We start from the raw sequence: 12376 nt of genomic DNA on the forward strand, positions 1-12376 counted from the left end.
GCCGGTGCCCACAGGCACCGGCCGCCCTTCGCGTTTCGCTTTACGCACCCGACGGCTACTCGGCCGGCTCGGCCGCCGCGATCAGCTCCCGGCAGCGCTTCACATCCGCCGCCATCTGCTCCAGCAGCGCCTCGATGGAGTCGAACTTCGCCTGTCCCCGCACGTAGGCCAGGAAGTCGACGGCCACGTGCAGGCCGTACAGGTCCAGTCCCACCCGGTCGATGGCGTACGCCTCCACCGTGCGCTCCGTGCCGTCGAACTGCGGGTTCGTGCCGACGGAGATCGCGGCCGGCATGGCCTCGCCGTTCGTGTGCAGCCATCCGGCGTAGACGCCGTCGGCCGGGATCGCGGTGTGCGGGAGCGTCTCGACGTTCGCCGTGGGGAAGCCCAGCTCGCGGCCGCGCTGGGCGCCGCGGACGACGACGCCCTCCACCCGGTGCGGACGGCCGAGGATCTCGGCGGCGCCCTCGACGTCGCCCTCGGTGACCAGGCGCCGGGTCAGGGTCGAGGAGAAGGGCTCGCCGCCGCCCGCCTCTCCGGACACGTACAGGTCGACGACCTCGACCTCGAAGTCGTAGGTCTTGCCCTGCTCGGCCAGGAAGTCCACGTTGCCCGCGGCCTTGTGGCCGAAGCGGAAGTTGGGGCCCTCGACGGCCGCCTTGGCGTGCAGCTTGTCGACCAGGACCTTGACCACGAAGTCGGCCGGGGACAGCTTCGAGAACTCGGTGGTGAAGGGCAGGATCAGCACCGCGTCCACGCCCAGCTCCGCCATGAGTTCGGCGCGGCGGTGGTGCGGGGCGAGCAGCGGCGGGTGGCTGCCCGGACGGACGACCTCGCTGGGGTGCGGGTCGAAGGTGACGACGACGGAGTGCACGCCGAGCTCGCGGGCGCGTTCCACCGTGTGCCGGATGATCAGCTGGTGTCCGCGGTGGACTCCGTCGTAGGAGCCGATGGTGACGACGCTGCGCCCCCAGTCCTGGGGGATGTCCTCCAAGCCACGCCAGCGCTGCACTGTGACCGCTCCTCGTTGCATCCTCGTCGAACCCGTGTACGTGTCTGCCTCTTACGCAGGTCTAAGGGTGCCATGCCGGGTGCCCGCGTCCCGCATCGGCATGGGGGCTGTGACGGTTCGCACGCGCCCGGACACGGTCACGCGGGGACGCGTACGCCCGCCAGGTTCTCGATCATCCGGCGGGCACTGGGTCCCACCACCGCCGCCCACTCCCCCGGAGCGTCGGACAGCCAGCCCGCCACCCGCGCGGCGAAGCCGGGAACCTGACGGGCCAGGTCGACGAGACCGCAGTCGAAGCGGGTCGCGCCGTCGGGAGTGCGGACGAGGAGCAGGCCGGTGCGGTGGACGAGGTCACGGAGGCCGGCCGTGTCCCGCGCCGTCGCGCCCTCGACGGCCGTGCGCAGCAGCGCCTCCAGGACGGCCGGGTGGCGTTCATGGTCCAGCAGGACGTCGAGGAGTTCGTGGCGCAGGGGGCGGGAGGCGGGGGTGCCGGGAGCGGCGAGTACGGCGGCGAGCGCGGCCCGGGCCGGCTGCGGACCGCCCTGCAACAGCCCGGTGACCAGCGGCAGGAGGACCGGCCGGGCGGCGAGGCCCTGGTCGAGGCGCCGGTCGAGGTAGGCGGCGAGATGGACCGCGGTCTCCGGATGCTCCTGCACCGCTTCCCGCACCAGGGCGGCGACCCGGCCGGCCAGCGCGGGCGTGGTGACGTCGGCGAGGGTGCGGAGCGCCGCCTGGGCGTCCGGGCGGCGTAGCCGTGCCCGGAAGGCGTCGAGGACCGGTTCCTGGTGGGTCGGCAGGGCGGCGACCAGGGCGCTCGGCGGGAACCGGGGGTCGCAGGCCGCGAAGTGCGCGAGTGCCTGCGGGAGATGACGGGCCCGGGTGTGCGGATCGCGGACGAGGAGGGCGAGCGCGCCGCCGTGCAGCGGACGGTCGGCGGGGCGGGTGAGCAGGGTGAGGGCCGCGTGGCGGAGCAGTTCGCGGTCGGCGTCGGTGCGAAGACGGGGTGCGGCGCGCAACGCCTGGGTGACCGCCGCCGCCCGCCGCGCCGGCCGCGCGTCGTGCGCCCACCGGTCGACGGCCCGGCAGACGGCGGACGGCTCGTCCTCCGCGAGGACGGCGAGCAGTTCGTCGGCCCCTGGGTGGACGCTGTCGACGAGCGCCTCCGTCAGGTCGTCCAGGGCTCGGTGCCGGTGGGTGTGCAGCAGCGCCTGCGCGGCCTTGGCCACCGTCGCGTGCGGGGTGGCGGGCAACGGCCGTTCGTCGTCGAACCAGCGGACCAGGTGCGGTTGTACGGCCGTGGGGTCGGCGGCGAGAAGGGAGGCGACGGCGTCGAGGAAGCGGGGTGGAGCCGTGTCGTACGGCGCGGCGGGGGGCGAGGGCGGGCCGTCGGCGAGGACCAGGCGGCGGAGCAGGTCGAAGCGGATGTCGTCCGGGAGGGGCAGTGCGGTCCAGAAGGCGGGGCCGAACTCTCCGGGCAGCGGACGGTCGCCTTGCCCTCGGTCGACGAGCCGGTCGGCCAGCAGTCGGAGCACGTCCGCGTACGGCGTCGCGTCGGGCACGCGCGACAGGGTCCCGGTGAGCAGCCGGACGGCCCACCAGGAGTACGGGTCGGCCTCCAGGGCGTACACCAACTCCTCCAGTCGCAGCGCCAGTTGAGGGGTCCCCTGTTGACGGGCGAGGAGCAGCAGGGCCTCCACGACGGAGCCGAGGCGGTGGTGCGGGACCGGGTGGGGGTGTGTGTCGTGCGGTGGGGTGCGCCGGAGGACCAGGGCGCGCAGGGCCTCGTCCAGGTCGAGGTGCATGCCCTGGAGCCAGTCGGCGAGTTCCTCGTGGCCGAAACGGTAGCCGCCGCCCGCGGGGACGAGGAGGCCCTCCGTGAGGACGGCAGACGCCCAGCCGGTGCCGCCGCCGAGCCGCGCCGGGGCCGGACCCCACGGGAACAGCATCTCGAACGACACGGGGTCCAGCTCTCCGGGCCCCGGCCCGAGACTGCGGCGGGCGGCCTCGTGGACCTGCCCGGAGACCTTGGCGGCGAGACGGCGTACGGCGGTGCCGCGCAGGCCTCCCACCGCGGCGAGACGTACGGCGATGCGCAGGCACATCAGGTCCAGGTGTGCGGAGAAGACCTCGTCGCGGTCGACTCGCGCACCGGGCTGCCCGGGAGGCTCGGTCGTCTCCGGGAGGGCGGCGCGGATCTCGGAGAGGAGGCGGAGGGTGAGGGGGTGACGGGCGTCGGTGGCGCTCAGGGCGGTTTCGGGGATGCCGTAACGGGCCCGGGCCCGGCGGGCCTCGTGTTCCCGCAGGTCGCCGAGGTGGAGGTGGGGCGGGGCCGGCGGCGCCGTACGCGTCGGGGCCGGAGCGGTGAGATCCCCGGCGCGGCCGCCGTGCACCGACTCGGCCGGAAATCCCGGCCCCGCCTCCTCCCAGTACTCCGCCCGGCACGCCACGACCAGGCGTGTCCCCGTCTCCAGCAGCCACTCCGCCGTTCCCGCGGTCCAGTCCGGCAGGCGGTGCGCCAGGGCGGGGGGCATCTCCTCGGGGCTGTCGAGGAGGAGCAGCAGGGGGCGGCCGGCCGTGTGGGCGAGGCGGGCCAGGCGGTGCGGAGTCAGGTCGCCGAGGTCGGCGGGCCGGGCGGACCGGGAGGCCGCGACGATCCGTGCCGCCCGGGTCAGGGCACGGCCCGCCGCGTCCGCCACCGAGCTGTCGTCGTCCTTCAGATCGGCGCCGCGCAGCCACAGGGTGGGGGCGGGTTCGGCGCTCCGGTCCCGGCGTGCGGCGAGGGCCGCGAGCTCCGTCGTACGACCGCTGCCGGGCGGCCCGACGAGGCCGAGGACGGAGGCGGGTCCGTGCAGGAAGGCGGTGAACTCGGCCGTCACGTCCGCCCGTTCGACGGGTTCGACCACTCCCGGCTCCCCGTCGCCCGCACCGGCCGCCGGCTGCCCGGGCGGGCCGTCCTGCGCGACCGAGGTGGCGGTCAGTTCCAGTACGCCGGCCAGATTGAGGTCGACGCCGTAGGCGGGCACCGTCGCCGCGTTGACGGCGAGCAGCTCGGCGAGCGGACCCTCGGCGCGGCGCAGCGGTACGGCGAAGCCGGTGTCGCGGTGGCCGCACCGCAACGCGGTGCCGAGCAGCCCGATCACGGCGCCGGTCACGGCGTCGAGCACCGGTCCGCCCGCCGCCCCGCCGCCCAGCCGCAGGGCGTCCCGGCCGGCCGTCCCGATCGCCAACTCCAGCGCGTCACCGAGCTGGTGGAAACGGTCCGTGGCGGTGTACGTCACGTCGGTCGCGCCCAGCACGCGTGCCTCCCGCCAGCAGCCGGCGGCGATGTGCACATAGGTGCCGGTGTCGATCCGGTCCCGCGCGGTGACGGGGAGCGGGTCCACGCCGAGGCCCCGGGTGCGGACGAGGGCGAGGTCCAGGGCGGGCAGCGGGGTCACCTCCTCGGCGGTCACGACGCAGCTGCGGTCGCCGGCGGTGCGCAGTACGAGCCGGCGAAGGCCGTCGACGGCCTCGTGACTGGTGATCACCGTGCCGTGGTGGTCGGCCACGAAGCCCGCCCCGCGGGGCCGTCCGGCCAGGTCGTGAACGCGTACGACGGCTTCGTCACGCGGCTGCCGGGACCGGTCGCCGCCGTCCGGGGTCGGGTCCTCGTCGCTCCGGGACCGGACGTCGTCGCGGGACGGGTCGAGGCCCCCCGCTTGTTCGTCGTCCCGGGGCTGCCGTGCGCGCTCGCGGGGGTGCCGGGTCTCGTCAGCGAAGCCGCCGGCCCGGGCGGCAGCGTCCTGGAAGGTGCCGGTGCCGTGCCGTGTCCGCCCGGCACCGGCACTGTCCCGGGCCGCCCGCACACCCTCCGGCGTGCGGTGTCCGCCTCCGGTACGCGTGCCGCGTGCCGCCATGGTCGAACCTCCCGCCGTACATCCGTGCCCTGTTCTCGACGGTAGGCGCGGGATGATCAGCGGGACAGATCTCGTGGCGAACGCGCCCCCTTCCGCTCCCTCGGTTCACTCCGAGCGCCTGCCCGGACGGGTGAATAGACGGAGGCGGGTGGATACACCCTAGGGGTGGGGGAACCGAGGGGGACCGTGGAGCGGCGACAGCGAACACCCCGTGATCGCCGCTCCACGGGCACAGCGGGTGCCGGGCACCGAGAGTCCGTCAGGCGAAGACGGCCAGGCTCTTCGCCTTGCCCTTGTTGTCCTCGACGAGCGCGAGGAACCGGCCCTCGGGGTCGAAGACGGCCACGGTGCCGGCGCTCGCGTACACCTCGGGCATCTCGAGCCGTACACCGTTCGTGAGCAGCGCGGCCCGCTTGGCGTCCACGTCCCAGCGCGGGAACGCGGCAGCGGCCGCCTCGGCGATCGGCATCACGGTCAGCTCCTCCTGGAGCTGGTCGAGGGTCCGGGCCGTGTCGAGCTTGTACGGCCCCACCCGCGTCCGGCGCAGGGCGGTCAGGTGGCCGCCGACGCCCAGATCGGCGCCCAGGTCCCGGGCGAGCGCCCGGATGTAGGTGCCGGACGAGCAGACCACGGACACCACCAGGTCGAGGACGGGGGTGCCGTTCTCGGCCACGGCGCCGCGGACGTCGTACACCGCGAAGGAGGAGACGGTGACGGGCCGCGCGGGGATCTCGAACTCCTCGCCCTCCCGCGCCCGCTTGTAGGACCGGACGCCGTTGATCTTGATGGCGCTGACCTTCGACGGCACCTGCATGATGGCGCCGGTCAGCTTGGCGATCCCGGCGTCGACGGCGTCGCGGGTGACCTTCGAGGCGTCGGACGACCCCGTGATCTCGCCCTCGGCGTCGTCGGTCAGGGTCGTCTGCCCGAGGCGGATGGTCCCCAGGTACTCCTTCTCGGTCAGCGCGAGGTGCCCGAGGAGCTTGGTCGCGCGCTCGACGCCGAGGACGAGCACGCCCGTCGCCATGGGATCGAGGGTGCCGGCGTGGCCCACGCGGCGGGTCCTGGCGATCCCGCGCATCTTGGCGACGACGTCGTGCGAAGTGAAGCCCGACGGCTTGTCGACGATGACAAGGCCGTCGGGCGTGATGTGCTTCTCCGTCATTCCGCGGCGTCGCCGTCCGTCTCGTCCTCGTCGTCCGGCTTCTTGTACGGGTCCGCCTCACCGGCGTACACGGCGCCCGCGGACGCCTCGCGCACCTTCTCGTCGGACTGGCGTGCCTTGTCGAGGAGGTCCTCGATGGTCTTGGCGGTGTCCGGGAGGGCGTCGGCGACGAAGGTGAGGCTCGGCGTGAACTTCACCCCGGCCGCACGGCCGACCTCGGAGCGCAGGATGCCCTTGGCGCTCTCCAGCCCGGCGGCGGCCGCCGCCCGCTCCTCGTCGTCCCCGTACACCGTGTAGAAGACGGTCGCCTCCCGCAGGTCACCCGTGACCCGGGTGTCCGTGATGGTGACCTGTGAGCCGAGCCGCGGGTCCTTGATCCCGCGCAGCAGCTTCTGGGCCACCACCTCCCGGATGAGGTCCGCCAGCCTTTTCGCCCGCGCGTTGTCGGCCACTGGTCCGTCTCCCGTTCTTTCCTGATCTCGTTCTCGGTTCCGTCAGTCGTCTTCGCCATGGAGGCGCCGCCTGACGGACAGCAGCTCCACCTCGGGGCGACCGGCGACCAGCCGCTCGCACTGGTCCAGTACGTCGCTCAGATGCCCCGTGTCACCGGACACCACCGCGAGACCGATGCCGGCCCTGCGGTGCAGATCCAGGTGGTTCACCTCGGCCGCGCTCACCGCGTACTTCCGCTGGAGCTCGGCGACGATCGGGCGGACGACGGAGCGCTTCTCCTTCAGCGACCGTACGTCGCCGAGGAGGAGGTCGAAGGACAGAGTCCCCACATACATGTGTAACCGGTTCACCCGCCGGTCCGGGATCGATGGCCCCGCCATCCGTGTGGCAGGGACATCAGAACCGTACAACGAACGGCCGGGGCCGATCGACGGAAATTACTCTCCGTCGACCGGCCCCGGACCGGACCGTCTCGGAAGCCCGAGGGCTTACGCCCGCGGCTTCTCCCGCATCTCGTACGTCGCGATGACGTCGTCGACCTTGATGTCGTTGAAGTTGCCGAGGTTGATACCGCCCTCGAACCCTTCGCGGATCTCGGTGACGTCGTCCTTGAAGCGACGCAGACCGGAGATGTTGAGGCTCTCCGCGACCACCTTGCCGTCGCGGATGAGGCGCGCCTTGGTGTTGCGCTTGACCTCGCCCGACCGGACCAGGACACCGGCGATGTTGCCCAGCTTGGACGACTTGAAGACCTCGCGGATCTCCGCCGTGCCGAGCTCGACCTCTTCGTACTCCGGCTTGAGCATGCCCTTGAGGGCCGCTTCGATCTCCTCGATCGCCTGGTAGATGACCGAGTAGTAGCGGACATCCACGCCTTCGCGCTCGGCCATCTGCGCGGCACGCCCCGCGGCGCGCACGTTGAAGCCGATCACGATGGCGTCCGAGCCCATCGCCAGGTCCACGTCCGACTCCGTGACCGCACCGACACCTCGGTGCAGGACGCGGATGTCGACCTCTTCGCCGACGTCGAGCTGGAGCAGCGAGGACTCGAGAGCCTCCACCGAACCGGACGCGTCGCCCTTGATGATGAGGTTGAGTTCCTGCACCAGACCGGCCTTGAGGGCCTCGTCCAGGTTCTCCAGGGAGAACCTGACACCCCGGCGGGCGAAGTTGGCGTTCCGCTCACGAGCGGCGCGCTTCTCGGCGATCTGGCGGGCCGTACGGTCCTCGTCGACGACGAGGAAGTTGTCGCCGGCGCCCGGGACGTTGGTGAGACCGAGGACGAGGACCGGGGTCGAGGGACCCGCCTCTTCCAGGTGGTCGCCCTTGTCGTCGAGCATCGCGCGGACACGACCGTACGCGTCGCCGACCACCATGGTGTCGCCGACCCGCAGGGTGCCTCGCTGGACCAGGACGGTCGCGACGGCACCACGGCCGCGGTCGAGACGGGACTCGATCGCAATACCCTGCGCGTCCTGCTCCGGGTTGGCCCGCAGGTCGAGCGAGGCGTCCGCGGTGAGGACCACGGCCTCCAGAAGAGCCTCGATGTTCAGGCCCTGCTTGGCGGAGATGTCGACGAACATGGTGTCGCCGCCGTACTCCTCGGCCACCAGACCGAACTCGGTGAGCTGACCGCGCACCTTGGTCGGGTCGGCGCCCTCGACGTCGATCTTGTTGACCGCGACCACGATCGGCACGTCGGCCGCCTTGGCGTGGTTCAGCGCCTCGATCGTCTGGGGCATCACACCGTCGTTGGCCGCCACCACGAGGATCGCGATGTCGGTCGACTTGGCACCACGGGCACGCATGGCGGTGAACGCCTCGTGACCCGGGGTGTCGATGAAGGTGATCTTGCGCTCTTCGTCGTTGACCTGAGTCGTGACCTGGTACGCACCGATGTGCTGGGTGATACCGCCGGCCTCGCCCGCGACGACGTTCGTCTTGCGGATGGTGTCGAGGAGGCGGGTCTTGCCGTGGTCGACGTGACCCATGACGGTCACGACCGGCGGACGCGCGACGAGGAACTCCTCGCCACCCTCGTCCTCGCCGAACTCGATGTCGAAGGACTCGAGCAGCTCGCGGTCCTCCTCCTCGGGGCTGACGATCTCGAGGACGAAGTTCATCTCGTCCGCGAGGAGCTTCAGCGTCTCGTCGGAGACGGACTGCGTGGCGGTGACCATCTCGCCGAGGTTCATCATCACGCCGACGAGCGACGCCGGGTTGGCGCCGATCTTCTCCGCGAAGTCGGTGAGGGAGGCACCGCGCGACAGGCGGACGGACTGTCCGTTGCCGCGAGGCAGCATCACGCCGCCGACCGACGGGGCCTGCATGGCCTCGTACTCCTGGCGCCTCTGCCGCTTCGACTTGCGACCGCGACGCGCGGGACCACCGGGACGGCCGAAGGCGCCCTGCGTGCCACCACGGCCACCCGGACCACCGGGACGACCGCCGAAGCCGGGACGGCCACCGCCGCCACCGGGAGCACCGGGACGACCGGCGAAGCCGCCACCGCCACCGGGAGCACCGGGACGACCGGCGAAGCCGCCGCCGCCACCGCCGCCACCGGGACGACCGGCGAAGCCGCCGCCACCGGGACGACCGCCGCCGCCGGGACCGCCGCCGGGACGACCGCCGCCACCGGGACCACGGCCGCCGGGGCCGCCGCCGGGACGCGGGGTGCCCGCGGCCGGACGCTGCGGCATCATGCCGGGGTTCGGACGGTTGCCGCCTGGGCCGCCGCCGGGACGCGGAGCGCCACCGGGACCACCCTGCGGACGAGGCATGCCGCCCGGAGAGGGACGGGCACCGCCCTGCGGACGCGGAGCGCCGCCGGGACCGCCCTGGGGGCGAGGACCGCGGTCCTGACCCGCGCCCTGCGGACGCGGAGCGCCGCCCGGGGCACCGCCGGGACCGCCGGGTCGGGGCGCGCCGCCCGGCCGGGGGGCCTGCGGGCGCGCCATGCCGGTGGAGCCACCGGAGGTGAAGGGGTTGTTGCCCGGGCGGGGCCCGGTCGGACGAGCACCACCGGGACGCGGCGACTGGCCGGCGGGACGCGGAGCGCCCTGACGGTCACCGCGCTCGGGACGGTCGCCACGGCCCTGGCCGCCCTGGCCGGGACCGGCCGGACGGGCACCGCCCGGACGCGGGGCGCCGGAACGGTCGCCACCACGGTCGGCGGCCGGACGCGGAGCGCCGGGACGCGGAGCGGAGGAGGCCGGTGCGGCGGGAGCCGACGGGGGCGCCGTGAACTCGGGCACGGCCGGAGCCGGAGACGCCGGAGCGGGCTTCGGCGCGGGCTTCGGACCCGGACGCGGGCCCGAGGAGGCCGGAGACGCCGGGGTGACCGGAGCCGCGGCGGGCGCCTCGGCCGGCTTCGGGGCCGGCGGGCGCGGGGCGGCCGGACGGGCCGCCTGTGCGGGAGAGGGGGCGCCCGGCCTCGCCGGGGCAGCCTTGCGTGCGGGGGCGGACTTGCCGCCTCCGTTGCCCTGCTGGAGGGCGTCAGTCAGTTTGCGTACTACGGGCGCCTCGATCGTCGAGGACGCCGAACGGACGAATTCACCGAGTTCCTGGAGCTTGGCCATGACGACCTTGCTCTCCACCCCGAACTCCTTGGCGAGTTCGTATACCCGGACCTTAGCCACTTCGCTCCTTTTAGGTCCGGGTTGCGTCCGGACCGTCGCTACTTCATGGGCGTACTCATCGCGTGCTCATCGAGTGCTCATCGCAATCTCGACCTACTTCCAACTCGCGGAATACCAGGGCCGCGCGGGGCTCCGCGCGACGCTTCGTACGGTGTTGCCTGCTCAGCAACTTTCTGTCTGCTCGACGTACCGGCGCAACACCTTTGTGTCGAGCGCTCCCGGGGCGCGCAACGCCCGTGGAAACGCCCGGCGGCGTACCGCCTGGTCGAGACAGACCAGGGCGGGGTGTACATACGCACCCCGGCCGGGCAGCGTACCGCGTGGATCAGGAACGCATGCGTTCTTGATCGCCACGATGCGCAGCAGATCGTTCTTGACCGCTCGCTCCCGACACCCCACACAGGTGCGTTCAGGGCATGCACGGGCGTGCGTCCGGCCAGACACTGTTAAGTCTACCTCCCCGTACGGACCTCACCCCTTTGGGGCAGGATTCGAACGGTTGTTGTCGTGATCTCAGCCACTGCGGGCCGAGATCTATTCCTCAGGCTGTTCGGTGTCCGGACGGATGTCGATCCGCCAGCCGGTCAGCCGGGCCGCCAGCCGGGCGTTCTGCCCTTCCTTGCCGATCGCCAGCGACAGCTGGTAGTCCGGCACCGTCACGCGCGCGGAGCGGGCCCCGAGGTCGACGACCTCCACCTTGGAGACCCGGGCCGGGGACAGCGCGTTCGCCACCATCTCGGCCGGGTCGTCCGACCAGTCGACGATGTCGATCTTCTCGCCGTTCAGCTCGCCCATGACGTTGCGCACCCGGCCGCCCATGGGGCCGATGCAGGCACCCTTGGCGTTCAGACCCGAACGGGTGGACCTGACGGCGATCTTCGTGCGGTGACCGGCCTCACGCGCGATGGCGGCGATCTCCACCGAGCCGTCGGCGATCTCCGGCACCTCCAGGGCGAAGAGCTTCTTCACCAGGTTGGGGTGCGTGCGCGAGAGGGTCACGGACGGACCGCGGACCCCCTTCGCCACCCGGACGACGTACGACCGGAGGCGCAGGCCGTGCGCGTACGTCTCGCCCGGCACCTGCTCCTGCACGGGCAGGATGGCCTCGAGCTTGCCGATGTCCACGAGCACGTTCTTCGGGTCGCGCCCCTGCTGGACCACACCGGTGACGATGTCGCCCTCGCGGCCGGCGTACTCGCCGAGCGTCGCGTCGTCCTCGGCGTCGCGCAGCCGCTGCAGGATGACCTGCTTGGCGGTGGTGGCGGCGATACGGCCGAAGTCGGACGGGGTGTCGTCGAACTCCCGGGCCTCCTGGCCCTCCTCGAGGTCCTGGGGGTCCTCCTTCGCCCACACGGTCACATGGCCGGTCTCCCGGCTGAGCTCCACGCGCGCGTGACGGCGGCTTCCCTCGGTGCGGTGGTAGGCGATGAGGAGGGCCGCCTCGATCGCCTCGACCAGCAGGTCGAAGGAGATCTCCTTCTCCCGCACCAAGCCCCGCAGGGCACTCATGTCGATGTCCACGGCTACGCCTCCTCCTCTTCTTCCTTCATGCTCTTGTCGCTGTCCTTGTCGTCCTTGCGGTTGAACTCCACCTGGACGCGGGCCTTGTCGATGTCCTCGAAGGCGAGTCCGCGGGCGGTGGCCTTGCGGCCCTTCACACCGGGCACCTCGAGTTCGAGACCGTCGTCGCCGACCTTCAGAATGCGGGCGACCAGCTCGTCGCCCCCGGTCAGCTGGAACCTCACCAGCCGTCCCGTGGCGCGTTCGTAGTGCCGGCGTTCCTTGAGGAGGCGTTCCGCACCGGGCGTGCCGACCTCGAGGGTGTACTCGCCCGCGCCCATCGCGTCCGTCTCGTCGAGCTTCGCCGAGAGCGCGCGGCTCACATCGGCGATCTGGTCCAGGTCGGCACCCGAGTCGGAGTCGACGACGACGCGCAGCACACGCTTGCGGCCCACCGAGTCGACCGCGATCTCCTCGAGATCCAGGCCCTGGGAGCTGACGAGCGGTTCCAGGAGCTCTCGCAGCCTCTCGCTCTGGGTGGTGCTCATCCGGGTGACTCCTCGGCCGCGTGTGCTGTTGTTGGGAACGTCGCGTGTCTGGTCAAAGGGTATCCGGTCCACAGGTGTGTTGCCGTCCACCGGCCGCCCACGGGCCGCCCGTCGGGCGCCCGTCCCGCGTCCGCCGGGCCGGGTCGCGCGTCCGTACGGCG

The 12376-nt window shown here is 72.6% G+C and carries 9 protein-coding genes; all 9 read right to left on the reverse strand.

Going from position 1 to position 12376, the window contains the following annotated elements:
* Nucleotides 1–55: 55 nt before the first annotated feature.
* Complete coding sequence (locus OG985_RS14870) at nt 56–1012, reverse strand: bifunctional riboflavin kinase/FAD synthetase (protein WP_371668802.1); 957 nt, start codon at nt 1010–1012, stop codon at nt 56–58.
* A 137-nt stretch (nt 1013–1149) separates the two neighbouring features.
* The gene (locus OG985_RS14875; protein WP_371668803.1) at nt 1150–4908 is read right to left on the reverse strand and encodes a trypsin-like peptidase domain-containing protein; all 3759 of its coding nucleotides are present in this window, start codon (nt 4906–4908) and stop codon (nt 1150–1152) included.
* A 259-nt stretch (nt 4909–5167) separates the two neighbouring features.
* Entirely contained in the window at nt 5168–6073 is a 906-nt protein-coding gene (truB, locus tag OG985_RS14880; RefSeq protein WP_371668804.1) for a tRNA pseudouridine(55) synthase TruB, read from the reverse strand.
* On the reverse strand, nt 6070–6525 hold the full coding sequence (rbfA, locus tag OG985_RS14885; RefSeq protein WP_371668805.1) for a 30S ribosome-binding factor RbfA: 456 nt from the start codon (nt 6523–6525) through the stop codon (nt 6070–6072). Before rbfA ends, truB begins: the two co-directional genes overlap by 4 nt.
* 42 nt (nt 6526–6567) lie before the next feature.
* The gene (locus tag OG985_RS14890; RefSeq protein ID WP_371668806.1) at nt 6568–6861 is read right to left on the reverse strand and encodes a DUF503 domain-containing protein; all 294 of its coding nucleotides are present in this window, start codon (nt 6859–6861) and stop codon (nt 6568–6570) included.
* A gap of 153 nt (nt 6862–7014) precedes the next feature.
* Entirely contained in the window at nt 7015–10167 is a 3153-nt protein-coding gene (gene infB, locus OG985_RS14895) for a translation initiation factor IF-2 (RefSeq protein WP_371668807.1), read from the reverse strand.
* A gap of 162 nt (nt 10168–10329) precedes the next feature.
* Nucleotides 10330–10611 carry a YlxR family protein gene (locus tag OG985_RS14900; RefSeq protein ID WP_371668808.1) on the reverse strand — a complete coding sequence of 94 codons (282 nt, stop codon included), beginning with the start codon at nt 10609–10611 and terminating at the stop codon, nt 10330–10332.
* Between the two features lie 90 nt (nt 10612–10701).
* Complete coding sequence (gene nusA, locus OG985_RS14905; RefSeq protein ID WP_371668809.1) at nt 10702–11688, reverse strand: transcription termination factor NusA; 987 nt, start codon at nt 11686–11688, stop codon at nt 10702–10704.
* Between the two features lie 2 nt (nt 11689–11690).
* Complete coding sequence (gene rimP / locus OG985_RS14910; protein ID WP_371668810.1) at nt 11691–12215, reverse strand: ribosome maturation factor RimP; 525 nt, start codon at nt 12213–12215, stop codon at nt 11691–11693.
* Nucleotides 12216–12376 lie beyond the last annotated feature (161 nt).

It is taken from the genome of Streptomyces sp. NBC_00289, assembly GCF_041435115.1.
GTDB lineage: Bacteria > Actinomycetota > Actinomycetes > Streptomycetales > Streptomycetaceae > Streptomyces.